This window comes from Pseudomonas sp. EpS/L25 (assembly GCF_001512295.1).
Taxonomy (GTDB): Bacteria; Pseudomonadota; Gammaproteobacteria; order Pseudomonadales; family Pseudomonadaceae; genus Chryseomonas.
In genome coordinates, this window is sequence record NZ_LNUP01000002.1 from 1,444,630 (window position 1) to 1,470,816 (window position 26,187).

The window sequence follows — 26,187 nt, forward strand, 5'->3', positions numbered from 1 at the left end:
TCCAATCCCTCGCAACGCCAGCTCTCGGCGTTCGTCGCCAGCCCGGACGCCTGGCTCCACCCTAGCCAGGCGTCCCGGCTGGCCACCGGCTGACAGACAGATCGTCCCCGCCAATCCTCCGCTTGGCTGGCGGGGATGACTCGAGGCGCTAATTGTATTCATAGTGTCTTCAGCGCGGGTCCCGGATGGACCGGCGCCGGCTGGCCGGGCGCCAGCCGATCCTGGGTGCGAGCGGCGCCTATTGTCACCAGACCGGCCGGCCGGGGTTCCCGGCACAACGAAGGGAGCGGCAGATGAGTCATGCACAGCTGATGGATTGGGGATTCGTCCTGATAACTCTGTGCAACATCCTGCTGATCGCCCTCGTCGTGTTCCTCCTCTGGCAGCGTCATTTCGGCAATGACGCCGCCGCCAAGGTCGAGGGCGAGGACGAGGACCAGCTACCGGTGGGCCCGGCTGAGATTGCTGCCCCTCCGGCCGATGCCCCGCCGTCGCCACCCACCGGCCCTGCATCGAGTCGTAACGTCGACCTCTTCGATGAGGGCCCGGAGGAGGTGTACGACGAAAACTACCCCGACTGGAAGAAGAGCGACGACCCCTACGTCGAAGAGCTGCTGTCGCACCGCGAAGCCCTGGAGCTCAAGGTGGACAACATGGTCATGCGGCTCACCCGTGCCCATAAGGTGGTGACCGGACTGCGTGCGCAGAATCGCGAACTGCGCGCGTCCGAGGCCCAGGCCCAGCGCCTGCAGGAAGAATTGACCCGGACCCAGACCACCCTCGCGCAGATTCGTCAGGAGCGGGATGCCCTGATGGCGGAGCTGCAGTCCGGTCGCAAGGTGGGCTCGGCGCCGCGCACGCCGAGCGACAACGACACGCCAACTCCGTCCTGATCCGCCGCTTGCCGGCCGGTCGCGCCAGCCATCCGCTCAACCGCCGCATCCGTCGCCCTGTCGACTGCGGCGGGGTAGAAATCCCTAGACTGGGGGCTTCTGGCCTCGCTCAAGGATGATTCGATGAAACTGCTGCTGTTGCTGGCGGCCTTGGTGGCCATCGGCCTGTTCGCGGTCAGCCTCTACAATGCGCTGGTCACGGCACGCAACGCCTGCCGCAACGCCTTCGCCCAGATCGACGTCCAGCTCACCCGCCGCCACGACCTGGTGCCCAACCTGGTGGAGGCGGTGAAGGGCTATCTGCGCCATGAGCGCGAAACCCTGCAGGCGGTGATCGCCGCGCGCCAGCAGGCGGAATTCGGCCTGCAGAAGGCCAAGACCCACCCGGACGATCCGGCCGCCCTGCAGGCCCTGGGTGCCAGTGAAAACCAGCTGGGCCAAGCCCTTGGCCGGCTGCTCGCGGTGAGCGAGAGCTATCCCGAACTCCGGGCCAGCGAGAACGTCCAGCAGCTCAGCGAAGAGCTGGCGTCCACCGAGAATCGCATCGCCTACGCGCGCCAGGCGTACAACGATGCGGTGATGGACTACAACAACCGCCGCGAGACCTTCCCCGGCAATCTGCTCGCGGCCCGCTTCGCCTTCCTCCAGGCCCAGCCGCTGCCGCTGGAGGAGGGCGTGTCCCGGCAGGCACCGCGCATCAGCCTGGGCTGAGCCGGTGCGCTTCGTCCTCGACCAGTCTACCGCCCGCCGCCGGACACGGCTGTGCTTCCTGCTGTTCGCCCTGGTTCTGCTCGGCCTCGCTGCGGTAGGGGGCAGCGTCGCACCCCTGGCCTTGTCGCCAGGCGTGGTGGCTCGCCTGGGCGGGGTGGGATCGGCCCAACTGCTCACGGCCCTGGGCCTGCTGCTGGTCCTGACTGGCGCCTCGCTGTGGAAAATCCGCCAGCTCGCCCGCCAGGGTGGCGCGGCCGTGGTGACGGCACTGGGCGCCACGGCCCTGGACGAACTCGCCGGCCCCGACGCCCAGCGGCTGCGCAACGTGGTGGAGGAGATGGCCATCGCAGCGGCCGTACCCGTGCCGCGTCTTTACCTGCTGGCCGACGAACCGGCCATCAACGCCCTGGTGGCCGGCTACGGTCCGGCCGATGCCGTGCTCTGCGTGACCCGTGGCGCCCTGGAACGGTTGGATCGCGCCGAGCTGCAAGGCCTGGTCGCCCATGAATTCAGCCATCTGCTCAATGGCGACATGCGCCTCAATCTGCGCCTGGTCGGCTGGTTGCACGGCATCAGTCTGCTCGCCGACCTGGGCCGCGAACTGCTGGTCACTCGCTCCCGCCACTCGGGCAAGAGATCGCTGCAGGCCTCCACCCTGTTCGAGGTGGTCTTCGGCCTGACCCTCTATGCCTTCGGCTCCCTGGGCCTGGGCTGCGCGCTATTGATCCAGGCCGCGGTATCCCGTTCGCGGGAGCGACTGGCCGACGCCTCGGCGGTGCAGTTCACCCGCTATCCGCAGGGGCTCGCCGGCGCCCTGCAAAAGATCGCCGCGCATCCCCTGCAGGGGCGGCTCTACCACCCGCGGGCGCGCAGCGTTGCCCATATGCTGGTGGGTGACGCCGGGGCCTCCTGGTTCGCTACCCATCCGCCGCTGCTCGACCGCATCCAGCAGCTCGATCCGTCCTTTTCGGCGGACGAACTGCAGCGTCTGCGGGTCGAAGCCAGCATTCCGGTGGGCAAGGCCTACGTCGCGGGCGAGCCGCCGCCCAGGGGCGAGATCGCGCCTTCCGCCGCGGCGCCCGTGGCGGAGTTGCCCTCGATCGCGGCGGCCGCAGGGCTGCTCGCGGAGCTGCCTCCGGCGTTGCGTGCGGCAGCCCGCCAGTCCGATGCGGCCTGGCCGCTGTTGCTGCAGCTGGCTGGTGCACCCGCGCCGGCGCTGGCGCCGGCACTCGCCAGTGCTCTCGCCGCGCTGCATCCCGCCCTGCGCTTGCCCCTGGCCCAATTGACCTTTCCCGCCCTGCGCCGCCTGCCCCGGGCGACGTTGCGCGAGGTGCTGGTGACGCTCAAGCGCCGGCTGGAGCCCGAGGCCGGCAGCGATCTGAGCCGCTATTGCCTGGCCTGGGTCGTGCAGCGCCAACTGGTTGGCAGCCTGATGCCGACGCGCCAGCGTCCCGCCGGACGGCTCACCCTCGCGCAGGGCGAAGCGGCAGTCGTGCTGCTGTACGCCACGGTGGCCGCGCAGGCCCATGACGGTCGCCAGGCCGCGCAGCAGGCCTTTCTGCTGGCGCTCGCCAGGACCTTCCCTGGTCGGCACTGCGACTATGCCCCACCGCGGCTCTGGCGCCCGGCGCTGGAGCGAGCCTTCTCGGGTTTGCTGCGGTTGACCCCGGACGCCCGCCTGCTGGTCCTGGAGGGCCTGCTCGCGCTGATCGAGGCCGACCTCAGAGTGAAAACCCTCGAACTGGAACTGCTCGGGCTGTTCTGCGCCGCCTTGGACGTGCCGCTGCCGCTGGTTCAAGCCGTTCCCGCGCCGACCGGCGAGGCGTCAGAGCAGGCGCCTCAAACGGCGGTCGATGCTGATAGGCTGCTGGCCAGCCCCTGAGCGGGCCAGGCTTGGGTTCCGTACGAAAACTGCCTGCGTACGCTGAGGCTTCGTTGAACGACGCGGCGCCACCTTCGCTCGGCGACTGTTCGTAAAAACCTAGTCGGCGTAGAGGGCATCGCGGATGGCATCGGGGAAGGGCCCGGTCATGCCGGCGATGGCCGTGTTGGTGAGGATCACCACGCTCAACTCGCGGACGGGATCGATGAACCAGGCATTGCCATAGACCCCGCCCCACTGCAGGGTACCGGGACTCTGGGGCGTCTTCGCCACCCGCGCATCCCGCAACACCGCCGCCCCGAGGCTGAAGCCCCAGCCCGGGGCGTCCTCGCGCTGCAGCTGCGGAATCTGATCTTCCATGAACAGCCGTTGGCTGGCAGGAGACAGCAGGCGACCCTGACGTAGCCCCTCCAGAAAGGCGAGATAGGCGCCCGCGCTACCTTGCATGCCACCCCCGCCGGAGGGGAAGGCCATGGCCGAGAGGGCGCGTGCCGGCGAATAGAGGATGCCGCCCTTGGGCAACGGCAGCAGATAGGGCTCGCTCATGGGTTCCGGGCGCGGATAGCCGTCGCGATAGGCCGTCGCCAGGCGCGCAGCGTCGCTCACCTGGAAGGTGAGGTCCTGGAGGTCGAGCGGCGTGGCCACCTCGCGCCGGACCACGTCCGGAAGGGGCGCGCCGCTGGCGGCCTGCAATACTCCGCCGACCACGTCCAGACCCAGGGAATAGCGCCAGGCGCTACCTGGTGGGAAGTCCAGGGGGACGCCGGCCAGGCGGCGCAGATTGTCCTCCAGGGTGAGGGTGGCGCCGTCGAGACCGTCGGATACCCCGGCGCGATGGTAGGGGCCGTCCGCGTCCTCGCTGAAGCCGTAGTGCAGCCCGGAGGTGTGGCTCAGCAGTTGCGCCAGGGTGGGTACGGCCGGGGTGCCATCGGCCAGGCGCGTGGTGAAGTAGGGCAGGTAGCGACTCACCGGGGCCTGCAGATCCAGACGGTTCTGATCGGCCAGGCGCAGGGTGGTGACGGCCACCACCGGCTTGGTCAGGGAGGCGAAGCGGAACAGCTGGTCCTCCTGCATGGGGCGCTGGGCTTCACGATCGGCGAAGCCCGCCGCTCGGCGATACACCACCCGGCCATGGCGCGCGATCATCACTACCGTACCCACGATACGCTGCTGAGCGATGGCGCGCTCCAGGATCGGGTCCAGGCGGGCGGCGAGAGCGGCATCCTCGGCCAGGGCGAGGGGGGCGCCGAGGCCCAGGCCCAGGGCACTGGCGAGCAGTAGGGAAGGCATCTGGTTTAAGCTCCTGGCAAACGCCGGTCACGAGACCGGCCAAAAGGAGGAATCCTCGCATGATTCGCGACATTTTGAAGATGGGCGATCCGCGTCTGCTGCGGATCGCCCCGCCGGTAGCCACCGAGCGACTCGGCTCGCCCGAGCTGCGAGAGCTGATCCAGGACATGTTCGACACCATGGCCGCTGCCGGTGGCGTGGGCCTGGCCGCGCCGCAGATCGGCGAGAACCTGCAATTGATGGTGTTCGGCTTCGAGCGCAACGCTCGCTATCCAGAAGCGCCACCCGTTCCCCGGCAGGCCCTGCTCAATCCGCGGATCGAGGTGCTGGACGCCACGGAGGAGCTGGGCTGGGAAGGCTGCCTGTCCATTCCCGGACTACGCGGCGAGGTACCACGGGCGCGGCGTATCCGTTATCAGGGCGTGGACAGCGACGGTCGACCGGTGGACCAGGAGGCCGAGGGCTTCCATGCGCGGGTGGTCCTGCACGAGTACGATCACCTGATCGGCCGTCTCTATCCGTCGCGGATCCAGGACTTCGCCCGTTTCGGCTTCACTGAGGTGCTGTTTCCGGAACTGGAGCCGGCTGCGCAACGCTAGTGTGGTGTTTCAGAAGTTATCTACACAATTCTGGCGGCGCTTTTTCGGCCTGGGCGGCGTTGCCACTCCTCGCCATAGCCCTGCTATGACTCGTCGCGGCGCCTGGCCCAGTCGGAACGCCGAACCGCCAAAAAATCACTCGCCAATTCTTGCGTGAACTTCTAAAACACCACACTAGCATCCTGGGTGGCGAGCCACCCACGCACGGCTGCGGCCAGGTCGGCGAAGGGCAGGGCGCCATCCAGCGCCTCGGCGTCTTCGATGGGCGCCTGGGCCGAGCGCAGCAACAGGGTCGGCACTGCGGTGATTCCCAGCGCCTCGGCGCGATCCTCGGCGTGCAGCACCAGGTCACTGTAGTCACCCGCCACGAGGCTGTGCTCCAGGTCCTGGGCATCCAGCCCGACGCGACGCGCCAGGTCGGTGAGCACCGCCAGGTCGCCGATATCCCGTCCCTCTTCGAAGAAGGCCTGGAACACCGCGAGGTGGAAGGCTTCGAAGCGGTCGTGCTCGCGGGCGAATTCCGCCGCTTCCAGGGCCAGGCGACTGCGCGGCTGTATCGGGGGCAGGCGCAGCACCATGCCGTACTCGGCCGCCAGCGGATAGACGGCGCGATCCCAGGTCCTTCGCAGGTAATCGCCTGCGGGATCGAGGGGCGGAGTGGGTTCGGGACGTAGTTCGAAGGCATGCCACTCGATGGCGATTCGGTCGCCGAATTCCTCCTGCAGGCGCGCCAGCTGGGGGAGTTCCAGGTAGCAGAAGGGGCAGACGTAATCGCTCCAGACATCCAGACGAACGCGCGGGGTGGCGGTCATGGCAGTGCTCCGGGAGGGCATCCTGTCGTCCGACCGCGATCCGGGGTGGATGTTCGCTGAATAGGGCGATATCCGTAGCGGATCGCCGAACAGATCCCTGCCGTGCCAAGCGCGTGTCTTCCTGCTGGCGTCCCGGCGCCCCCGGCAAGGCTTCACATTCGGAAAAGAAAAGCCCGGCTCCGCTACCGGGAATGCGTGGCGAGCCTCGTTCCAGAGACCTCCGCTGAACCTGTGGCTGCCCTCGGGTTCGTATGCGGGCAGCTTTTCCTTCAGGCGATAAGGGATATCAACGTGGGTTTCATCGACCGCAAAGTGACCTTCCTTCGACAGACCTTTACCTATGTCGGCTGGTCGGTGTTCTGGCTACTGCTCTGGGACATCGCCGTGACCGTCGACTACATGATCTTCGTCGATCACCGCGCCCAGCTGCCCAGTATCCCGCTGACCCTGATCGGCTCGGCGCTCATCGTGCTCACCAGCTTCCGCAACACCAGTGCCTACCAGCGCTGGTGGGAGGCGCGCACCCTCTGGGGCGGCATGGTCAACAGTTCGCGCAGCTTCGGCCGACAGGTGCTGACGCTGATCGACGATGGCGACGAGGAATTCAACGCCCTCAAGACGGTGCTGATCGAGCGCCACCTCGCCTATGTGCGCTGCCTGGCCTGCCAGCTCAGCGGCGATTCGCTGCCCAAGGAGGTCCGCAACTACCTGGGCAAGGAGGAGTGGGCGATGCGCAAGGAAACCAACAATTTCGCCAACGCCATCCTGAGTGGCTCGGCCAGCCTCATCGCCCTGGAGTATCGCGCGGGGCGGCTGGACAGCATCCGCCTGGAGCGCCTGGAGGCGACCTTTGTCGACATGTCCAACTGGCAGGGCGGCATGGAACGTATCGCCAACACCCCCTTGCCCTATCCCTACGTCAACTTCCCGCGATTGTTCATCTTCCTGTTCTGCGTGCTGATGCCCATCGGCCTGGTGGAGAGCCTGGAGTGGTACACGCCGCTGGCGTCCACCGTGGTGGGCTTCATGTTCCTGGCCCTGGAGAAGGTCGGCACCGATCTGCAGAGCCCGTTCCAGCGCAGTCGCCACCAGATCACCATGGGCACCATCTGCACCACCATCGAGGGCAATCTGCGGACGATGCTGCGCGATGCCCGCGGTGGCTACGCCTCGGTCACTGAGATTGTTCGAGACTGTCGGACGTTATCAGACGAAAAGGAATCCAGCTGACGTGCTCCGATACCGGTTGACCCTGGGCCATGGCGAGCGCCACGTCGACGGCCGTGCCACCCTGGCCCTTGGCATCCTGCAGCACGGTCACCGCCAGCTTGCCGGAGCGCAGCTCCTGTAGTGCCTCGGGGGTGGCGTCGATGCCACCGATGAGCGCGTCCTTGGGATTCTTGCCCGCCTTTTCGAGTGCGCGAATGGCGCCCAGGGCCATCTCGTCGTTGTTGGCGGCGATGATGTCGAAGGCCATGCCCTTCTTCAGCCAAGCGGTGACGGCATCGGTCGCCTGGTTGCGCTCCCAGTTGGCGGTGGTCTTCTGCACCACCTGCATCTCGGGATACTTGGCCACCACCTTCTCCACGTCCTCGGTACGCATCCGCGAGGAGGGATTGTCGGGATCGCCCACCAGGATCGCGACCTTGCCACGGTAGTGCGCCCGCCGCGCCAGCTCTTCCATCTGCAGGGTGCCGGATTCCAGCTCGTTGGAACCGACATAGGCGGCCTTGGCTGGCCATTGCTCGGGCAGGTACTGGCGATTGAGCAACACGATGGGAATGCCGGCAGCCGTCGCCTCGCGCAGGATGTCCGGCGCGGCCTTGATGACGGTCGGCACCACGATCAGGGCATCGACCTTGGCCGCGATCAGGTTCCGTACCTGGCGCTGCTGCAGGACTGGATCGTTGTTGGCATCCATCACGAAGGTATCGGCGCCGAGCTGGCTGGCATGCTGTTCCATGCTGCTGCGCAACAGGTTCTGGAAGTTGTCGCTCTTGGCGCTGGCGATACCGATCAGGGGTGTCGCCCCCAGGGTCGGGACCAGCCAGGTACTGGCGAAGAGGGCGACGAGCAGGGAGCTGAAACGGATAGGAGTCATGGCGAGGTCCCTTCAGACAGTGAAACGATGCAGGAGTTGGCGTTGTCCCTGGGCCATCCGCGCCAGACCGTCGCTGCTGCGTGCGGTGTCGTCCGCGCCCTGGGCCACCTGGGTGGCTGCGGTGCTGATATGCACCATCATGCGGCTGGTTTCCTGCACCGTGGTGCTCTGCTGTTCGGTGGCGGTCGCGATCTGCACGTTCATCTCGCGGATGGTCGCCACCGCCTCGCTCATCACCTGTAGTGCCTGCTGGGAGCCGGAGGCGCGCTGCACGCAGTCGTCCGACAGCGCCTGACTGGTTCCCATGACGCTGACCACCGACTGAATCTTCTGCTGCATTTGCTCGATCATCTGCTGGATCTCGCTGGTGGAGCCCTGGGTCCGGCTGGCCAGGGAACGAACCTCGTCCGCCACCACAGCGAAGCCACGGCCCTGCTCGCCGGCGCGGGCCGCCTCGATGGCGGCATTGAGGGCCAGCAGGTTGGTCTGTTCGGCGATGGTACGAATGGCATCGACGATGCCGTCGATGCTCTGGCCATACCCCTGCAGCTCATGGGTGGCGCCGGTCGCCCGCTGGATCTGTTCAGCCTGCTGCTGGATGCCGCTGATGGTATCGCTGACCGCTGCCTGTACGCGCTGGGTGAGGCCGAGCGTCTGGTCGACCGCCTCGCGGGTTTCGTGGGCGCGCCGGGCGACTTCCTGGACGGTGCTTTCCATCTGGGTCATCGCCGAGGACGTCGACTCCAGGTGCTGGGTCTGAGCCTCCACCGCCGCCGTGGTGCGGCTGCTGACGGCCGCGTTCGTGTCGGCGGTACTCGCCAGGTCATCGGCGGATCGGGTCAGCTCGCCGAAGGTACCCCGCAGCATCTCGGTGAGTTCGTTGAGATAGCCGCCCAAATCGCCGAATTCATCCCGGCTGCCGGTATCGAAGCGAACCCGTAGATCGCCAGCGGTGACCTGGCGCAGGGCTTCGCGGAAGCGCCGTAGCGGACGACGCAGGCCGCGCGCCACCCACAGGCCGATCAACAGGGCCGCGGCCACTGCGGCGGCGCTGGCGATCAGCAGCACCAGGCGGCTGCTGTGCACGGTCGCATCGGTGTCCTGCTTGCTCTGGGATGCCATGTCCACGGCCTGGGTACTGAGTTCACCCAGCTTTGCCAACACGGCGTTCAGTGCCTGCTCGGTGCTCTGGCGCTGGGCGTTCAGGCGGGTCTGCATGGCGTCCTGCTGGCGGTAGGCCTGATAGAGCCCGTCCGGGGCTTCGAGATCGTGCAGCAGGCCGGTGACCATCACCCCGACATAGCGGGCCGTCCGCGGGTCGACCACGGCCAGAGCCTTGAGACGGTCGCGGATCACGTCGGTCTGCCCGGTGAGGGTACGATCCAGCTGGGTCTGGTCCGGCTTGGTCGCCTGGGTGGCGAAGCCACCATAGGCCTTGGCCGTTTCCACCAGCAGCAGTTCGGCCAGGCGCGCCGCTTCGGCACCTTCGGTAGCCTTCTGCCGCGCGGCATAACCTTGCAGGTAGCGCGTCAGGCGATCACCTTCGACGGTGGCATAGCCTTGCAGTGTCAGGACCTTGTCCTGTGCCGCCAAGGCCTCCTGCTGCAACCGTGCCAGTTGACGGCCCTGGTCTGCATAGGCCTGGCCCAGTTGTTTTTCCTGTTGCAGGGTAGCAGCCAGTTGCGGATAGCCTTCGAGCAACGCCGGAATCTGGCTGAGCGCCTCTTCGTAGCGCTTGATCTGCTCATCGAAGGTCTTGAGGGAGACGGCTACCTGAGCTTCGCTCCGGACGGCCAGTAGGCTGAGGATAGCCTGGTTGGCGCTGAGAATGCGCACCCCGAGTTCACTGGTGGTGCGGCCGAGAGGGGCGGACTGGTTGGTGATGACCGCGAGGCGATCCTGGATCGAGGCGGTACTGCGGTAGCTGACCGCGACGATGCCGAGCAGTACCAGAAGCAAGAGGCCGAAACCGCCGGCGACACGTTGCAGGATTGTCATTGTGTTATCCCCGGAGTGAAAGGTCCGCGGGATTCGAGCGGATCGAGAAAGCGGCTACAGTCGCTTCCATCGACCTACCCTGGACACAACCCGCCACCAGGCTATCGGCAGCTCTGGGGCGGGCTTTAGAACGGTTTTACAAAAAGTTTCTTGGGGCGGATGGCGTCACTTGAAGTCCCATTGCATCTGGGCGGGAATGCTGATGTCGCGCGAGGAGTTCACGCAGACGTCCAGGTAGTCGGTGAAGCGGGGCGGGGCGGCGATGCCTTCCTCCAGCAGACGCTGGTTGTCGAACAGGTAATTGAGGTCGGCGAAGCCACCGTAGAGCTTCAGGGCACGCAGCACCAGGCGCGGGTTGGCCGGGCCGATGCGCTCGTTGAAGTCCGCGGCAAGCTCCTTGAGGTCGGCGCTGTCCACCTGGCGATAGCGTTCGCCCACCGGGGCATCGCCCATGGCGCCGGCATAGGCCTGGTCGATCTCACCGAAGGTGCAGGCACCGGCGTGCCCGGCGGAGATGTGATAGAGGCTATGGTTGAGCGCGGGCTTCAGGGCCAGCTCCACCAGCGCCTCGGCGCAATAGTCCACCGGGATGACGTCGATCTGCTCGTCGAGGCCGCAGGTGAAGCGCTCCAGGGCGAAGCCCATGCGGAACACCCAGAAGATGCTGCCCGAGGCCTTGCAGCCTGAGCGGCGATGGCCGACCACGATGGACGGCCGGGCGACCACCAGCGGCAGGTGCGGCAGTTCGTTGCGCAGCTTCAGCTCGATGGCGGCCTTGGAGGCGGTGTAGTCCACCAGCTGCTGCTCGGGTTCCGGGAAGTCCCAGGTCTCGGCGACCGGCGACTGGCGCTGGGGGCCACAGGCCATGGCGGTGCTCACGTGCAGGAAGCGCTTCAGGCGCCTGGACTGGGCGCACGCCTCGGCGAGGGCGAAGGTGCCATCGACGTTGACTGGCCAGATCTTCGGGTTACGCGAGAAGGAGGCCACTGCCGCGCAGTTGATGACCTCATCCAGCACCGTCAGCTGCGGCAGGGCCGCTTCGATCCACCGGGTGTCCAGCAGGTCGCCGCAGATGATCTGCTCGGGCTGCAGCAGCGCGGCCAGGCGTTCGTCGACATCGTGCATCCGCAGATTCTGCAGGAGGCGCTCCAGGCCTTCCGCCTGGTTGGCCGCGCGGATCAGGAACCTCAGCCCCTCGACGTGGCCCAGCTCCAGTAGGCGCTGGGTGACGGCGCCGCCGAGAAAGCCGGTAGCACCGGTGACGAGGATGCGACGCGGCGCGGGGGTGAACTGGATCGAGGAGGAGACAAGCGACATGGCAGAGGCCCTGGTTGGGGTGAACGTGGGCCAACCTTAAGGCGTGACGCTGAAGGAATTATTAAGGCCGGGGAACCCCTTGAGGCTGACGTCTTTCTAGATGCCAATCCTCACCGACCGCCACCTGCCTGGAGACCACCATGGAATTGCCCGTTCATGACCTGACGACCCTTTTCGAACAGTTGGGCCTCGATTCGGACCCTGCCAGCATCGATGCCTTCATCGCCAGCCACTCCCCGCTGCCGCAAGAGGTGAAGGTCTCGGAGGCCGATTTCTGGTCACCCGCGCAGAAGGCCTTCCTGAAGGACGAAATCATGGAGGACGCCGACTGGGCACCGATCGTCGACGAGCTGAACGTCCGCCTGCATCGCCGGGACTAATCAGAGGGGCAGGATTTCCTTCCTCGTCATTTCGCCAAGCATCGCCCGGAGAAGCGCCATGAACGCCGTATTCGCCCAACAACAGCCCCAGGATCCGCCCGTCGACGACGAAGACGAGGTGAGCGAAGAGCAGCTCGACGAATCCGTCGAGGAAACCTTTCCTGCCAGCGATCCGATTTCACCCTGATGATTTCTTGGCGCCGTTCTCACGGCGCTTTTTCTACCCTTGATCCTGCTTTCCGGCACATTCGTCGTACGAGCCCGCCCCGGTGATCAGCAGCCAGCCCTGCGGCTGCTAAGGTGAAGGCGTCGCAACCGCACCACTCGTGTGCTGGCGTGCGACCTGATGGACCGTCAATCGCAGGGATTCCCATGACCAAACGCTTCTTCGCTACCCTGGCCGCTGTGCTGCTCGGTGGTGCCGCCTGGCCGGTGCTGGCCGATCCCGTCGTCATCAAGTTCGCCCACGTGGTGAATGACGACACTCCGAAGGGCCGTGGCGCCCTGCAGTTCCAGAAGCTCGTGCAGGAGCGGCTGGGTGGGCAGGTGAAGATCGAGGTCTATCCCAACTCCACCCTGGTGGGCGATGCCGACGAACTCGAAGCCCTGAAAGCCAACAAGGTGCAGTTGCTCGCGCCTTCGGTGTCCAAGCTCAATGGCCTGGCCAAGGGGCTGCAGGTCTACGATCTTCCCTATCTGTTCGACAACCTGGAAGCGGTCAAGCGCTTCCAGCGCCGCGACAAGAGCCGCGAGTTGCTCGGCAGCCTGGTGGCACACGGTATCACCGGGCTCGGTTATTGGAACAACGGCGGTCGGCAGCTTTCCGCAACCCGCGACATCCGGACCCCGGCCGACCTCAAGGGACTGGCCTTCCGCGTCGAGTCTTCCGACGTCCTCGCCGCCTATTTCCAGCAGTTGGGTGCTCAGGCGGTCAAGCTGCCGTTCGCCCAGGTCTACGGAGCGCTGCAGAGTGGCAAGGTGCAGGGCGCGGAGAATCCCTGGTCCAATCTGCTGGGGCAGAAGCTCAACACCGTCCAACCCTATATCGTCGAAGACAACCACAGCTTCCTGACCTACATGGTCATCACCAATACCAACTTCTGGAATGGCTTGCCGTTCGGGATTCGGGCGGAGCTGGAAGCCATCCTCGACGAGGTGACGCTCTCGGTGAACCGCGATGCGGAAGCCATCAACGCCAAGGCCCGCGAGCGCGTGGTGGCCGCCAACACCAGCAAGATCCTGGTGCAGACACCGGCCGAGCGCGAAGCCTGGCGAGCGGCCGTGGCGCCGTTGATCAAGAGATACGAAAGCGAGGTGGGCAGCGATGTGCTGCGGGCGGCCGAGGCGACCAATCGGCGCTGAGATTGCACGGGCGTCCACCCACGATTTACGGCAAACTGGCACGGCGTCATCCTGACAACAAGAGGAATAGCCGTGCAGCACGCGGTCATCAGCGGTAGTGGGCTCTATACGCCGTCCGAAAGCATCTCCAACGACGAACTGGTTGCCTCTTTCAACCAGTGGGCTGGCCAGTGGAATGCCGAGCATGCCGAAGCCATCGCCCAGGGCACCCTGGCCCCCCAGCCGGAGTCCAGTGCCGCCTTCATCGAGAAGGCCTCCGGCATCCGCAGTCGCCATGTGGTCGACAAGGCCGGCATCCTCGACCCGGCGCGCATGGTGCCGCGCATCCCCGAGCGCAGCAACGACGAGCCTTCGATCCTCTGCGAGATGGGCGTCGCCGCGGCCCGTGAGGCCCTGGCACGTGCCGGGCGTACCGCTGCCGACATCGACGGCGTCATCGTGGCCTGCTCCAACCTGCAGCGCCCCTATCCGGCGGTGGCCATCGAGGTCCAGGCCGCCCTCGGCATCCAGGGCTACGGCTTCGACATGAACGTCGCCTGTTCCTCGGCGACCTTCGGTCTGCAGACCGCCGCCAACGCCGTGCAACTGGGTCAGGCCCGGGCAGTGCTGGTGATAGATCCGGAAATCTGCACCGGTCACCTGAATTTTCGCGACCGCGACAGCCACTTCATCTTCGGCGACGCCGCCACCGCCCTGGTGGTGGAGCGCGCCGACCAGGCGACCTCGACGCACCGCTTCGAGATCCTCGGCACGCGCCTCTTCACCCAGTTCTCCAACAACATCCGCAACAACTTCGGCTTCCTCAACCGGGCGGCGGAGGAGGGCATGACCAATCCGGACAAGCTGTTCGTCCAGGAAGGCCGCAAGGTATTCAAGGAGGTCTGCCCCCTGGTAGCCGAGTTGATCGCCAATCACCTGGCCGACCTGGACATTCCGGTGGAGCGGGTCTCGCGTTTCTGGCTGCACCAGGCCAACCTGGCGATGAACCACCTGATCGTCAAGCGTCTGCTGGGGCGCGAGCCCGAGGCCGGCGAGGCGCCGGTCATCCTGGATGCCTACGGCAATACCAGCTCGGCCGGCTCCGTCATCGCTCTGCATCTGCATCATGAGGACCTGGCCAGCGGCAGCCTGGGGGTGCTCAGTTCCTTCGGCGCCGGTTATTCCATCGGCAGCGTGGTATTGCGCAAGGTCTGATCGGCGGCAGGAGTCTTCCCGGCCGACCGTTGTCGGACCTGGGAAGACGTCTGCGAGAAATAGGGAGGCCACGTGCAGCCAGGACACCTGCTCAGGGTACAGCTGCGACAGCTGCGCCCCACCCAGCCCGCCATCGGTCACGACCAGGTGCTGTACAAGCTCGGCAAGTACGCCAGCGACCGGCGCAAGCTGTTCGACGACTACTGCGAAGCCAACGGCCAGCATCTGAGCGGTGGCTTCCAGCCCGCCACCACCTTGCGCTCGGCGGATGACAGCCTGGGCGCCCGGCCACCCGGCAGCTATCCGGACGAGATGAAGACCGTCGTCATCGGGCCAGGGCAGCAGCCCTATCTCACCGATGGTCATCACACCTTTTCCGCCTTCTGGGAGCAGCCCGGGGGTGGTCCCGACACCTGGGTCTGGGTGCGGGTGACCGACGACTTCAGCCAGAGCGCCAGCCCGGCGGAGTTCTGGATTCGCCTACTCGACGAGCGCAAGGCCTGGCTCAAGGATCCCCAGGGCCGACCGATCCTCCCCGAGCAGTTGCCGCTGTCCCTCGGCCTCACCGCCATGGCGAACGATCCCTACCGGGCCCTGGTGTATTTCACCCGGCAGATCGGCTACGACAAGCCGCGCACGCCCGACGGCCGCGTCCTACCGTCGGAATTCCTCGAGTTCTACTGGGCCGAGTGGCTGCGCATGCTGCTGCCGCTGCAGGACTACGACCTGAACGACCGCAAGAGCTACGCCAGGGCCGTGGAGCAGGCCGCCAGGCTGATGGTGGCCAATCCCGGCATGGTGATCGGCAGCTCGGGGCGGACGGCGCTGGAAATGGGTGCCTATCGCGCCTTGGACAAGAAGGTCCTGCGCAAGCTGTCGGCGAGCGACGGCAAGTTCGCCTATCTGTTGGCCGCCCGTGCCCAACGTGCGGCCCTGTCCCGGGCGATTTGAGCGGAGCGGGGCATAAGTGTCTGTTACTAGCAGCTTTTTTGCTTTTTGGTGTTGACAGTCAAGGCGAGGCCTCTTAACATGCGCCCCGTCCTGACCGACGGGGCTATAGCTCAGCTGGGAGAGCGCTTGCATGGCATGCAAGAGGTCGACGGTTCGATCCCGTCTAGCTCCACCAAATTTCGGTTTCGCCTGCGGGGGAAATCGGTAGAAGGTTTCGTCCCCTTCGTCTAGTGGCCTAGGACACCGCCCTTTCACGGCGGTAACAGGGGTTCGAGTCCCCTAGGGGACGCCATATCAGTCACGTATCCCAGGCGTGGCGAACGTTGTACGCGGGGCTATAGCTCAGCTGGGAGAGCGCTTGCATGGCATGCAAGAGGTCGACGGTTCGATCCCGTCTAGCTCCACCAAATTCGCGATCCGCAAGGGTCGCACCAGGGTAACGTCCCCTTCGTCTAGTGGCCTAGGACACCGCCCTTTCACGGCGGTAACAGGGGTTCGAGTCCCCTAGGGGACGCCATATCGGTCACGCAGCCCAGGCGTGGCAAGATGCTGTACTTGGGGCTATAGCTCAGCTGGGAGAGCGCTTGCATGGCATGCAAGAGGTCGACGGTTCGATCCCGTCTAGCTCCACCAAATTCGTGATTCGCAAGGATCGCACCAGGGTAACGTCCCCTTCGTCTAGTGGCCTAGGACACCGCCCTTTCACGGCGGTAACAGGGGTTCGAGTCCCCTAGGGGACGCCACAATCGAAAGAAACCGCCTCATGGCGGTTTTTTTTCGTCCGCACGAAAGCCAGCCGTCAGGGTCTTTCCCAGGTGCCCATCGCGGCGCTTAACTGTGTTAGACCTGTATGCCGAGTCCAAGCAAGGGGAGTGGGATGATCGTCGAATATCTCTACAGCCTGGCCCAGGTACCTGCGGCACAATGGAACGGCTTGCTGGCGGACGACCAGCCTTTTCTGCGCCATGAATTCCTCGCCACCCTTGAGGAGAGCGGCAGCCTGGGGCAGGGGACTGGCTGGCAGCCGGCGCACCAGATCCTCAAGGATGGCCAGGGCCGACTGCTCGCCGCGATGCCGGCCTATCTCAAGCTGCACTCCTACGGCGAGTACGTCTTCGACTGGGCCTGGGCCGATGCCTGCCGCCGCGCCGGGATCGACTACTATCCCAAGCTGCTGGCCGCCGTGCCTTTCTCGCCGGTACAGGGCGCGCGCCTACTGGGCGAGCCGGGCGCCTGCGCGACCCTGCTCGACGCCACTACGGGTAGCCTGGCCGATCTCGAGCTGTCCAGCCTGCACGTCAACTTCACCGATCCGAAGGCTGATGCCCTGCTGCAGGCGCGCGAGGGCTGGCTGGCTCGTATCGGCTGTCAATTTCACTGGCACAATCGCGGCTACCGCGATTACGCCGATTTCCTCACGGCCTTGACCTCGCGCAAGCGCAAGCAGTTGCGCAAGGAGCGCGATCAGGTGGCTGGCCTGGGCGTGAGCTTCGACTGGCGCACGGGGAGCGAGCTGAGCGAGGCGGAGTGGGATTTCGTCTATGCCTGCTACGCCAATACCTACGAGGTGCGTGGTCAGGACCCCTACCTGACGCGGGCCTTCTTCAGCCTGCTGGCCGAACGCCTGCCGCAGGCCATCCGCGTGGTGCTCGTCCAGCAAGGCAGCCGGCCGGTGGCCATGGCCTTCTATCTCAAGGACGACACGACCCTCTATGGCCGTTACTGGGGTTTCCTGCAGGAATTCGACTGCCTGCATTTCGAGACCTGCTTCTACCAGGGCATCGAATACGCCATCGCCGAAGGGCTGCAGCGCTTCGACGCTGGCGCCCAGGGCGAGCACAAGCTGATCCGCGGCTTCGAGCCGACCCTGACCCGCTCCTGGCACTACCTGGTGCATCCCGGCCTGCGAGCGGCGGTGGCGGAGTTTCTCGACCAGGAGCGCGCCGGGGTCCGGGCCTATGCGCGGCAGGCCGCCGAGGCCTTGCCCTATCGCCAGGAGGATGGCGCGACCCCATGCTGAACTACCTCTGGTTCCTGTTGGCTGCGCTGTTCGAGATCGCCGGCTGCTATGCCTTCTGGCTCTGGCTACGGCTTGATCGTAGCCCCTGGTGGATAGCCCCGGGTCTTGCCAGCCTGGTGCTATTCGCCCTACTGCTCACGCGAATCGAGGCGGCCTACGCCGGGCGTGCCTATGCCGCCTACGGCGGTATCTATGTGGTGGCGTCCCTGGGCTGGTTGGCGCTCGTCGAGCGCACCCGGCCGACCTGGACGGACCTGGCCGGCGGACTGTTGTGCGTGGCGGGAGCGCTGGTGATCCTGTTGGTGCCGCGTGGCAGCACCTAGTCAGGACGCTTCTCAGTCGTCCAGCAACTCCCGCGGCACGTCGCGGCGCAGGACCAATTGGCAGAGGGCGCTGTCCGGATCGAAGAGGATCACCGCCTCACCACTTTCCAGGGCGCGACGGGCGCGTTGGGTGCGGGTCGCGAGAGGCGTGTCGTCGCCGTTGTCCGTACCGTCGCGGGTGACGAAGTCTTCCAGCAGATTGTCGAGGGTGGCGGCGGCGAGTTGGTCGTGGGGAATGATCATCGAGAGGAGCCTGGGAAAAGGCGCCCAGGATACCCCAGGCGCCATATACGAGCGCTATTTGCTACCGTCGCCGACGACCTCTTCCAAGGGCGGCAACTGCGTCTGATTGTCCAGATGAGTATCTTCGGGCAGCAATTGGTGGCCGAAGCGCTCCAGGGAGCTGTCGGCGGGCTGGGCATCGCTGTCGAACACCGGCGGACTGAGGATGTAGCCGGTCAACAACTGGCTCAGCGCGGCCAGACTGAGGATATGGGTGCGCTCGTAACCATGGGTCGCGTCGCAGCCGAAGGCCAGCAGGGCGACCCGTACGTCCTGCCCGGAGCTGATCGCCGAGTGGGCATCGCTGTAGTAATAGCGGAACAGGTCGCGCCGTACCGGGATATCGTTGCGCTCGGCCAGCCGCAGCAGGTGCCGCGACAGATGATAGTCGTAGGGCCCCGCGGAATCCTGCATGGCCACGCTGACGCGATGCTCGTCGGAGCGTTGCCCCGGGGCCACCGGGGCGATGTCGATGCCGACGAATTCGCTGACGTCCCAGGGCAGGGCGCCGGCCGCGCCCGAGCCGACTTCCTCGGTGATGGTGAACAGCGGATGGCAGTCGATCGGCGGCGTCTGGCCGGATTCCTTGAGCATCTTCAGCGCGGTGAGCAGGGCGGCGACGCCGGCCTTGTCATCGAGATGGCGCGAGCTGATGTAGCCGCTGTCGGTGAATTCCGGCAGCGGATCGAAGGCGACGAAATCGCCGATCTGCACGCCCAGTTTCTCCGTCTCGTGGCGACTTTTGGTCACGGCGTCCAGGCGCAATTCGATGTGGTCCCAGCTCACCGGCATCTTGTCGATCTCGGTGTTGAAGGCGTGGCCTGAGGCCAGTAACGGCAGCACGCTGCCCCTCAGGGTGCCATCGTCGGTGAACAGGCTGACGCGGCTGCCTTCGGCGAAGCGGCTCGACCAATGGCCCACGGCCGCCAGGCCCAGGCGGCCGTTGTCCTTGATCTCGCGGACGATGGCGCCGATGGTGTCCAGATGCGCGGAGACCGCGCGATCCGGACTTTCCTTGTGGCCCTTGAGGGTGGCGCGGATGGTGCCGCGGCGGGTCAGCTCGAAGGGAATGTCCAGTTCGTTGAGCCGCTCGGCGACGTACATGACGATGGTGTCGGTGAAGCCGGTGGGACTGGGGATCGCCAGCATGTCCAGCAGGACCTTGCGCAGGTAATCCAGATCCGGTTCGGGTAGTCGAGTCATAGGGGAACCTCCCGGGACAGCGGGAACAGCAGGTCGATGAAGCGTTCGGCAGTGGGGCGGGGCTCATGATTGGCCAGGCCCGGCCTTTCGTTGGCTTCGATGATGACGTAGTCGGGCGAGTCGGCGGCGGGGACCAGCAGGTCCATGCCGGTGACCGGGATGTCCAGTGCCCGGGCCGCCTGGATGGCGGCATCGGCCAGCACCGGATGGAGAATGTCGGTGACGTCTTCGAGAATGCCGCCGGTGTGCAGGTTGGCGGTCTTGCGGACCGCCAGGTGGGTACCCGCGGGCAGCACGCTGTCCCAATCATGGCCGGCACCACGGATGGCCCGCTCGGTTTCCTCGTCCATGGGAATCCGCGACTCGCCGCCGGTAGCAGCCATGCGCCGACGACTCTGGGCTTCGATCAGTTCCCTGACGCTGTGCTGGCCGTCGCCGACGATTTCCGCCGGCCGGCGGATAGCCGCCGCCACTACCTCGTGGCCGATCACCACCAACCGCAGGTCGAGACCCTGGTGAAAGCTTTCCAGCAAAACGCGGTCATCATGGCGGCGAGCGGCCTGGATGGCGACGGCGAGGTGCTCGGCGTCACGGATATCCACGGCCACGCCCTTGCCTTGCTCACCGTTGACCGGCTTGACCACCAGGGCGCCATGCTGCTCCAGGAAGGCGACGTTCTCTTCGTCACTGCCTGCCAGCCGTTGCTCCGGCACCCGCAGCCCGGCGCGGGCCAGGGTGCGGCTGGTCAGCACCTTGTCGGCGCAGAGGGTCATGGTGACGGCGGAGGTGAGGTCGGTGAGGGATTCGCGGCAGCGGATGCGTCGGTTGCCCTGGATCAGCGTGAAGAGGCCGCCTTCGGCGTCGTCCACCTGCACCTCGATGCCGCGCCTCAGGGCTTCGTCGACGATGATCCGGGCGTAGGGATTGAGATCGGCGCCCGGTCCGGGGCCGAGGAACAGTGTCTGGTTGATGCCGTTCTTGCACTTGATGGCGAAGGTCTGCAGCGGGCGGAAACCCAACTTGTCGTAGAGGCGCTTGGCCTGCTGGTTGTCATGCAGGACCGACAGATCCAGATAGGCCAGGCCACGGCTGGCATAGTGCTCGATCAGATGGCGGACCAGCGCCTCGCCGACGCCAGGGCGACTGCACTCGGGGGAGACGGCCAGACACCAGAGCGAAGAACCACCATCGGGGTCCTGGAAAGCCTTGACATGGTTGAGGCCCATCACCGAGCCGATGATGGCGCCGCTGTCGTCGTCTTCCGCCAGCCAGTAGACCGGCCCGCCCTTGTGTCGGGGCGTCAGCCGTTCGGTATCGACGGGCAGCATGTGGCGCTGCTGGTAGAGGCGGTTGATCTCGCTCCAGTCCTGTTCGGAGCAGGCGCGGCGTATACGAAAGCCGCGATAGATCCGGCGGGCGGGGCGATAGTCGCTGAACCAGAGGCGCAGGGTATCCGAGGGATCGAGGAACAGCTGCTGGGGCGCCTGGGCCAGCACCTGGTGGGGCGCGGCGACGTAGAGGGCGATGTCGCGCTCGCCCGGCGTTTCGGTCAAGAGTTCCTTGGCCAGGCTGGCGGGATCGGGATAGGTATGGCCAATCAGCAGCCGGCCCCAGCCGCAATGCAGGCAGAGCGGCTGGCAGTCGGGGTGGTCGCCTTCCGCCAGGCGTGCTTGCAGGCGTTCGTAGGACGGCGTCTGGGCGCGCTGGAGGCGTTGGTTGTAGCTGGTCGCTTTCATGCGTCTTCCGCCCTTACAGTCCGTGCTCGCTCAGCCAAAGGTTGAGCGCTGCCAATTGCCAGAGCTTGGAGCCGCGCAGGGGCGTGATGCGATCCGCCGGATTGGTCAACAGGCGATCGATCTCGGCGGTCTCGAACAGGCCGCGATCCTGGCTCGGGTCCAGCAGCAGTTCTCGCACCCAGGTGAGGGTGTTGCCTTCCAGGTGCTTGAGGCCCGGCACCGGGAAATAGCCCTTGGGCCGGTCGATCACTTCGTGGGGAATGACCTTGCGCGCCGCGGCCTTGAGCACCTGCTTGCCGCCGTCGCCCAGCTTGAACTCGGCGGGGATGCGCGCCGACAGCTCGGCCAGGCGATAGTCGAGGAAGGGCACCCGGGCTTCGAGCCCCCAGGCCATGGTCATGTTGTCGACCCGCTTGACCGGGTCGTCCACCAGCATCACGGTACTGTCGAGACGCAGCGCCTTGTCGACTCCAGCGCTGGCGCCGGGCTTGGCGAAATGCTGGCGGACGAAGGCCTCGGCCGCGTCTTCCTCGAGCCGCACGCCAGCCTGCACCGTGGCGGCGTACTGGGCGTAGTCCCGGTCGAAGAAGGCGGCACGATAGGCGGCGAAGGGGTCGGCGGCGCCATGCACCTGGGGATACCAGTGATAGCCGGCGAAGAGTTCGTCGGCGCCCTGGCCGCTCTGCACCACCTTGCAGTGCTTGGAGACTTCCCGCGACAGCAGGTAGAAGGCGATGCAGTCATGGCTCACCATCGGCTCGCTCATGGCGGAGAAGGCACGCGGCAACTGCTGGATGATCTCGTCTTCGGCGATGCGCAACTGGCGGTGGCGAGTGCCGTAGTGGTTGGCGATCAGGTCGGAATACTGGAATTCGTCACCGCGCTCGCCGCCGGCATCCTCGAAGCCGATGGAGAAGGTCAGCAGGTCCTTGACGCCCGAGTCGTGCAGCAAGCCGACCAGCAGGCTGGAATCCACGCCGCCGGACAGCAGTACACCTACTTCCCGCGCGGCGCGTTGACGAATCGCCACGGCATCCTTCAGGCCATGCAGGACTCGCTCAGCCCAGTCGTCCAGGGTGAAGCGGCGCTCATCCTCGTGGGGTCCGTAGTCGAGGGTCCACCAGGTTTCCCGCTGCTGCTTGCCGGAGGCGTCGAAGGTCATCCAGGTCGCCGGTGGCAGTTTCTGCACCCCTTGCAGGATGGTGCGTGGGGCCGGGACCACGGCGTGGAAGTTCAAATAGTGGTTGAGAGCGACCGGATCGATGCGGGTATCGATGTCGCCGGCTTCCAGCAGCGCGGGCAGGCTGGAGGCGAATCTCAGGCGCTGGTCGGTGAGGGATAGGTACAGCGGCTTGATCCCCAGCCGGTCCCGGGCGATGAACAGCTGGCCACTGTCACGTTCCCAGATGGCGAAGGCGAACATGCCATTGAGCTTGGGCAGCATGTCCTTCCCCCAGGCGTGATAGGCCTTGAGCAGGATTTCGGTGTCGCCGCCAGAGTGGAAGCGATAGCCCTTGGCTTCCAGCTCGCTACGCAGCTCCGGATAGTTGTAGATGGCGCCGTTGAACACCATGGCCAGGCCCAGTTCCGGCTCGATCATGGGTTGGCCCGAGGCTTCCGCCAGATCCATGATCTTCAGCCGCCGATGGCCCAGGGCGACCGGTCCCTGGCTGTGGAAGCCCCAGGCGTCGGGGCCACGCTGGTCCAGGCGATGGGTGATGCGCTCCACCGCGCTCAGGGCTGCGGGTTGATGATCGAAACGAAGCTCTCCGGCGATGCCGCACATGGTTCTGTGCCTCTTGAATCCTTGGGATGCGGCGCATCGAATCCAGTCCCGGATCCGGCGTGCGCATCCAATGCGTGTGGACTTCTCGGAGTCCTTGAGAAGCCAATGCAGGGCTTTGGCGTGCCGCCAGCGGCCGGAGGAGGGCAGTCTGCCCGAAGCCATCGGCCTGGCCGCACGCATCGATCGGCGACGGGTCTCATGGAAAGTGGAGATGCCGCCAGTCAGGGCCTCAGGTTACGAGCCCCTGGCGCGGCGGATGGTTCCATGGCACGGGCCAGGGCTGTCGCAGACGTCACAGCCCGGGCTGCAAGAGATTCAAATATATGTTATAATGTATCTTTATTGGGTGCGCCGAGGACATTCCGTCACAGGTGCCCAAAGCAGGAGACGCAACATGAAACCCGGTATCCATCCCAACTATCGTCCGGTGCTGTTCCACGACACCACTTCGGACACCTACTTCCTGATCCGTTCCACCGCCGAGAGCGACCGTACCCAGGAGTATGAAGGCCAGACCTACCCCTACATCAGTCTCGACGTGTCCAGCGCCTCCCACCCCATCTACACCGGCGAGCAGCGCCAGATGAAGGTCGAAGGCCGCGTCTCGAGCTTCAACAAGAGGTTCGCCGGCTTCCCGGGCGGCAACAGCAAGTAAGCCCCAACGGCAGCGCGCCGGCTCAGCGCGCGCTGCTGACCCCTTCCAGGGTCGCGAAGGAGGTGTCCTTGGCCGTCAGCAGGAAATCCTGCATGAAGGGCGCCTCCAGCATGTCCTCACGGATCGCCGCATAGAGCGTCGCATAGAGCCCTTTCTCTCCCAGTCGGCGCGCTGTCACGTAGCCGCGCGAGCTGTATTCGTGGATCGCCCAGTTGGGCAGGCAGCAGACACCACGGCCCGACGCTACCAGTTGCAGCATCATCACCGTCATCTCCGCCGTGCGTATCGACAGCGGTTCGACGTCCGCCGGATCGAGGAAGCGGGTGAAGATATCCAACCGGTCGCGCTCCACTGGATAGGTGATCTGGGTCTCCTGGGCGAGATCCTCGGGCACGATATAGGGACGCTGCGCCAGGGGATGCTGGTTGGCCACCGCCAACAGGGCTTCGTAGGTGAACAGCGGTACATAGGTGACGCCCGAGAGGTCCACCGGATCGGCTGTGACCACCAGGTCCAGATCGCCCCGCGCCAACGCCGGCAGGGGGGCAAAGGAGAAGCCCGACGCCAAGTCCAACTCCACTTCCGGCCAGGAATCGCGGAATTGGTCGATGGTGGGCATCAGCCATTGAAAGCAGCTGTGGCATTCGATGGCCATGTGCAGCCGACCCGCCGTTCCCCCCACCAGCCGTGCCAGATCCCGTTCCGCACTGCGCAGGTGCGGTAGTACCGCATCGGCGGTCTGCAGCAGGCGCAGGCCGGCACTGGTGAAGCGGATGGGTTTGGTTTTGCGGATGAACAGCGGGGTGCCCAGGCGCTCTTCCAGTTCCTTGAACTGGTGGGAAAGGGCGGACTGTGTCAGGTGCAAGCGTTCCGCAGCTTCCACCAGGCTGGAGGATTCGCGCAGGGCGTGCAGGGTTTTCAGGTGACGGAGTTCGAACATGGCTGGGGCACGGGCACTAAAGGCCCATCATGAACGCTTTTCATGTTGCTGCCTATGCCCTCTGGGTGCCACCGTCCCAGGTACGCCAATCGCGCAGCGGTCCGGGACGTCGGTGGACGCCCCGGCCAGTACTGCCAGCGATCAAGCGGCGTTGCTGCCCTTGTCTGCCTGGATCAGCGGAGCGGAGTGGGCGAGAAAATTCTCCAGCGCCGACCGCTCGGCCGCAGTGAAGGTCAGGCCCAGCTTGGTACGGCGCCAGAGGATATCATCGGCGCTGGTTACCCATTCGTGACGCTGCAAGTATTCCACCTCGCGAACGTACAGGTCGGCACCCAGGACGGTACCTAGCTCGTCCACCGAGCGGGCATCGCCGAGCAGCGTCCAGACCCGGCTGCCGTAGGTAGTCGCCCAACGCTGTGCCAGGGCGGGTGTCAGGCCGCTGACCTTCTCCAGCAGTTCGCGAGTGAGGGCCTGGGGGGTGGTCATGGCCTCGCCGCCGGGCAGTGGCTCTACCGCCGTCCAGCTGCCACCCAGGGCTGGGAAGTAAGGCTGCAACTGAGCCATCGCCGACTCGGCGAGCTTGCGATAAGTGGTCAACTTGCCGCCGAATACCGACAGCAGGGGCGCCCCCTGTTCTTCGGCCAGCGACAGGGTGTAGTCCCGGGTGATGGCCGAGGGATTGTCCGATTCGTCGTCGCACAGCGGACGAACACCAGAGAAGCTGTGCAGCACGTCGTCACGGCTAAGCTGCTTGCGAAAATGCGCATTGGCCACGCCCAGCACGTAGTCGATTTCCTGCTCCGTGATGGTCACCTTGGCCGGGTCGCCCTGGTATTCGCGATCCGTGGTGCCGACCATGGTGTACTGGCCCAGGTAGGGAATGGCGAAGACGATGCGACGATCTTCGTTCTGCATGATGTAGGCCTGCTCGCCTTCGTACAGCTTGGGCACGATGACGTGGCTACCCTGGATCAGGCGAATGCCGTAAGGCGATTTCTGTTGCAGATCCTGGCGAATGAAGCTGGCTACCCAGGGACCGGCGGCGTTCACCAGGGCCTTGGCGCGAATCTGCTGGCGACCTGCGGGTCCTTCGAGGTCCACCTCCCACTGGCCGTCCACTCGACGGGCGCTGACGCAGCGGGTGCGGGTGACGATCTCGGCGCCCTTCTCCCGTGCCTGCATGGCGTTGAGCACCACCAGGCGGGCGTCGTCCACCCAGCAGTCGGAGTATTCGAAGCCGCGCTTGATCTCGGCCTTGAGCGGACCGTGGGCGTCGAACTTCAGACCACGGGAGCCCGGCAGCTTTTCCCGCTTGCCCAGATGGTCATAAAGGAACAGGCCGGCGCGGATCATCCAGGCCGGACGCAGATGCGGACGATGGGGCAGCACGAAACGCATCGGCTTGACGATATGCGGCGCCTTGGCCAGCAGCACCTCGCGTTCGGCCAGGGCTTCGCGTACCAGGCGGAATTCGTGATGCTCCAGATAACGCAGGCCACCATGGATCAGCTTGCTGCTGGCGGAAGAGGTATGGCTCGCCAGGTCGTCGCGCTCACAAAGGAACACCGACAGACCCCGGCCCGCTGCGTCGGCAGCGATGCCGACGCCGTTGATACCACCGCCGATGACGGCGAGATCGTAGGTCCGGGGAGTTACGGTGGATGCCTGGGCCATGGTGCCTCCTGTGAAACGAACATAATTATTCGGTTTCGAACATGATAGCCCAGAGAAAAGGGGTGTTCTAGCTGGGCT

General features: G+C 65.6%; 24 protein-coding genes, 6 tRNA genes and 1 pseudogene. 19 read left to right on the top strand and 12 right to left on the bottom strand.

Annotated features, from left to right (window positions below; genetic code table 11):
* The first annotated feature begins 293 nt into the window (after positions 1 to 293).
* The 3 genes from AR540_RS07660 to AR540_RS07670 all read left to right on the top strand — a co-directional run bounded on the left by AR540_RS07660 (position 294) and on the right by AR540_RS07670 (position 3,486).
* Positions 294 to 893, top strand: coding sequence for a hypothetical protein (locus AR540_RS07660; protein ID WP_059227526.1), 600 nt, complete (start codon positions 294 to 296; stop codon positions 891 to 893).
* Between the two features lie 123 nt (positions 894 to 1,016).
* A complete protein-coding gene (locus AR540_RS07665; protein WP_059227528.1) occupies positions 1,017 to 1,604 on the top strand; it encodes a LemA family protein in 588 nt (195 codons plus the stop codon).
* A gap of 4 nt (positions 1,605 to 1,608) precedes the next feature.
* Positions 1,609 to 3,486 carry a M48 family metallopeptidase gene (locus AR540_RS07670; RefSeq protein ID WP_059227530.1) on the top strand — a complete coding sequence of 626 codons (1,878 nt, stop codon included), beginning with the start codon at positions 1,609 to 1,611 and terminating at the stop codon, positions 3,484 to 3,486.
* Between the two features lie 99 nt (positions 3,487 to 3,585).
* Here AR540_RS07670 and AR540_RS07675 read toward each other — a convergent pair whose 3' ends face one another.
* Entirely contained in the window at positions 3,586 to 4,776 is a 1,191-nt protein-coding gene (locus AR540_RS07675; RefSeq protein WP_059227532.1) for a serine hydrolase domain-containing protein, read from the bottom strand.
* Between the two features lie 59 nt (positions 4,777 to 4,835).
* Here AR540_RS07675 and def point away from each other — a divergent pair, with 59 nt between their 5' ends.
* Positions 4,836 to 5,375 (top strand): peptide deformylase, encoded by a 540-nt coding sequence (gene def / locus AR540_RS07680; protein WP_059227535.1) that lies wholly within the window; start codon positions 4,836 to 4,838, stop codon positions 5,373 to 5,375.
* Positions 5,376 to 5,536: 161 nt separating this feature from the next.
* On the opposite strand, the gene AR540_RS07685 is transcribed toward def, so the two are convergent.
* Positions 5,537 to 6,187, bottom strand: coding sequence for a DsbA family oxidoreductase (locus tag AR540_RS07685; protein WP_059227537.1), 651 nt, complete (start codon positions 6,185 to 6,187; stop codon positions 5,537 to 5,539).
* A 291-nt stretch (positions 6,188 to 6,478) separates the two neighbouring features.
* On the opposite strand from AR540_RS07685, the gene AR540_RS07690 reads away from it, so the two are divergent.
* On the top strand, positions 6,479 to 7,417 hold the full coding sequence (locus AR540_RS07690) for a bestrophin family protein (RefSeq protein ID WP_059227540.1): 939 nt from the start codon (positions 6,479 to 6,481) through the stop codon (positions 7,415 to 7,417).
* On the opposite strand, the gene AR540_RS07695 is transcribed toward AR540_RS07690, so the two are convergent.
* From AR540_RS07695 to cprA, 4 genes and pseudogenes are all read right to left on the bottom strand, one after another.
* A complete protein-coding gene (locus AR540_RS07695; RefSeq protein WP_059227542.1) occupies positions 7,362 to 8,288 on the bottom strand; it encodes a substrate-binding domain-containing protein in 927 nt (308 codons plus the stop codon). The genes AR540_RS07690 and AR540_RS07695 overlap by 56 nt on opposite strands.
* Before the next feature lie 12 nt (positions 8,289 to 8,300).
* Positions 8,301 to 9,155 carry a methyl-accepting chemotaxis protein gene (locus tag AR540_RS26390; RefSeq protein ID WP_442963771.1) on the bottom strand — a complete coding sequence of 285 codons (855 nt, stop codon included), beginning with the start codon at positions 9,153 to 9,155 and terminating at the stop codon, positions 8,301 to 8,303.
* A gap of 3 nt (positions 9,156 to 9,158) precedes the next feature.
* A pseudogene (locus tag AR540_RS26395) lies at positions 9,159 to 10,286 on the bottom strand (HAMP domain-containing protein); the annotation flags it as partial.
* A 165-nt stretch (positions 10,287 to 10,451) separates the two neighbouring features.
* On the bottom strand, positions 10,452 to 11,603 hold the full coding sequence (cprA, locus tag AR540_RS07705) for a cationic peptide resistance protein CprA (RefSeq protein ID WP_059227546.1): 1,152 nt from the start codon (positions 11,601 to 11,603) through the stop codon (positions 10,452 to 10,454).
* Positions 11,604 to 11,743: 140 nt separating this feature from the next.
* Here cprA and AR540_RS07710 point away from each other — a divergent pair, with 140 nt between their 5' ends.
* The 13 genes from AR540_RS07710 (at position 11,744) to AR540_RS07765 (ending at position 17,833) form a co-directional block, all read left to right on the top strand.
* On the top strand, positions 11,744 to 11,983 hold the full coding sequence (locus tag AR540_RS07710; RefSeq protein WP_059227549.1) for a DUF2789 domain-containing protein: 240 nt from the start codon (positions 11,744 to 11,746) through the stop codon (positions 11,981 to 11,983).
* Between the two features lie 58 nt (positions 11,984 to 12,041).
* Positions 12,042 to 12,170 (top strand): hypothetical protein, encoded by a 129-nt coding sequence (locus tag AR540_RS26190; protein WP_269085518.1) that lies wholly within the window; start codon positions 12,042 to 12,044, stop codon positions 12,168 to 12,170.
* Positions 12,171 to 12,355: 185 nt separating this feature from the next.
* Positions 12,356 to 13,345, top strand: coding sequence for a DctP family TRAP transporter solute-binding subunit (locus AR540_RS07715; protein ID WP_059227550.1), 990 nt, complete (start codon positions 12,356 to 12,358; stop codon positions 13,343 to 13,345).
* Positions 13,346 to 13,417: 72 nt separating this feature from the next.
* Entirely contained in the window at positions 13,418 to 14,539 is a 1,122-nt protein-coding gene (locus tag AR540_RS07720; RefSeq protein WP_059227552.1) for a beta-ketoacyl-ACP synthase III, read from the top strand.
* Between the two features lie 72 nt (positions 14,540 to 14,611).
* Positions 14,612 to 15,490 (top strand): ParB/Srx family N-terminal domain-containing protein, encoded by an 879-nt coding sequence (locus tag AR540_RS07725; protein ID WP_059227554.1) that lies wholly within the window; start codon positions 14,612 to 14,614, stop codon positions 15,488 to 15,490.
* Positions 15,491 to 15,589: 99 nt separating this feature from the next.
* Positions 15,590 to 15,665 (top strand) — tRNA-Ala (locus AR540_RS07730).
* A 41-nt stretch (positions 15,666 to 15,706) separates the two neighbouring features.
* A tRNA-Glu gene (locus AR540_RS07735) sits at positions 15,707 to 15,782 on the top strand.
* A gap of 39 nt (positions 15,783 to 15,821) precedes the next feature.
* Positions 15,822 to 15,897, top strand: a tRNA-Ala gene (locus tag AR540_RS07740).
* Between the two features lie 34 nt (positions 15,898 to 15,931).
* Positions 15,932 to 16,007, top strand: a tRNA-Glu gene (locus AR540_RS07745).
* 40 nt (positions 16,008 to 16,047) lie between these two features.
* A tRNA-Ala gene (locus AR540_RS07750) sits at positions 16,048 to 16,123 on the top strand.
* A gap of 34 nt (positions 16,124 to 16,157) precedes the next feature.
* Positions 16,158 to 16,233 (top strand) — tRNA-Glu (locus AR540_RS07755).
* A 134-nt stretch (positions 16,234 to 16,367) separates the two neighbouring features.
* Positions 16,368 to 17,510: a GNAT family N-acetyltransferase gene (locus AR540_RS07760; RefSeq protein WP_059227556.1), complete on the top strand. Its 1,143-nt coding sequence runs from the start codon at positions 16,368 to 16,370 to the stop codon at positions 17,508 to 17,510.
* Positions 17,504 to 17,833, top strand: a complete 330-nt coding sequence (locus tag AR540_RS07765; RefSeq protein ID WP_059227558.1) for a YnfA family protein — start codon at positions 17,504 to 17,506, stop codon at positions 17,831 to 17,833. Before AR540_RS07760 ends, AR540_RS07765 begins: the two co-directional genes overlap by 7 nt.
* 12 nt (positions 17,834 to 17,845) lie before the next feature.
* Here the strand turns inward: AR540_RS07765 and AR540_RS07770 are convergent, their stop codons facing one another.
* From AR540_RS07770 to AR540_RS07785, 4 genes are read right to left on the bottom strand one after another with little or no spacing between them, the layout of a single operon-like run.
* Positions 17,846 to 18,076, bottom strand: a complete 231-nt coding sequence (locus tag AR540_RS07770; protein WP_059227559.1) for a YheU family protein — start codon at positions 18,074 to 18,076, stop codon at positions 17,846 to 17,848.
* A 54-nt stretch (positions 18,077 to 18,130) separates the two neighbouring features.
* Positions 18,131 to 19,318: an osmoprotectant NAGGN system M42 family peptidase gene (locus AR540_RS07775; protein ID WP_059227561.1), complete on the bottom strand. Its 1,188-nt coding sequence runs from the start codon at positions 19,316 to 19,318 to the stop codon at positions 18,131 to 18,133.
* Entirely contained in the window at positions 19,315 to 21,054 is a 1,740-nt protein-coding gene (ngg, locus tag AR540_RS07780; protein ID WP_059227563.1) for an N-acetylglutaminylglutamine synthetase, read from the bottom strand. Before ngg ends, AR540_RS07775 begins: the two co-directional genes overlap by 4 nt.
* A 13-nt stretch (positions 21,055 to 21,067) precedes the next feature.
* Positions 21,068 to 22,840: an N-acetylglutaminylglutamine amidotransferase gene (locus AR540_RS07785; RefSeq protein WP_059227564.1), complete on the bottom strand. Its 1,773-nt coding sequence runs from the start codon at positions 22,838 to 22,840 to the stop codon at positions 21,068 to 21,070.
* Between the two features lie 394 nt (positions 22,841 to 23,234).
* Between AR540_RS07785 and AR540_RS07790 the strand changes: the two genes are divergently transcribed.
* Positions 23,235 to 23,495 (top strand): type B 50S ribosomal protein L31, encoded by a 261-nt coding sequence (locus AR540_RS07790; RefSeq protein ID WP_059227567.1) that lies wholly within the window; start codon positions 23,235 to 23,237, stop codon positions 23,493 to 23,495.
* Positions 23,496 to 23,517: 22 nt separating this feature from the next.
* On the opposite strand, the gene metR is transcribed toward AR540_RS07790, so the two are convergent.
* Both metR and glpD read right to left on the bottom strand, forming a co-directional pair.
* Positions 23,518 to 24,435 (bottom strand): transcriptional regulator MetR, encoded by a 918-nt coding sequence (metR, locus tag AR540_RS07795; RefSeq protein ID WP_059227569.1) that lies wholly within the window; start codon positions 24,433 to 24,435, stop codon positions 23,518 to 23,520.
* Between the two features lie 141 nt (positions 24,436 to 24,576).
* Positions 24,577 to 26,109 carry a glycerol-3-phosphate dehydrogenase gene (gene glpD, locus AR540_RS07800; protein ID WP_059227570.1) on the bottom strand — a complete coding sequence of 511 codons (1,533 nt, stop codon included), beginning with the start codon at positions 26,107 to 26,109 and terminating at the stop codon, positions 24,577 to 24,579.
* Between the last annotated feature and the right edge of the window lie 78 nt (positions 26,110 to 26,187).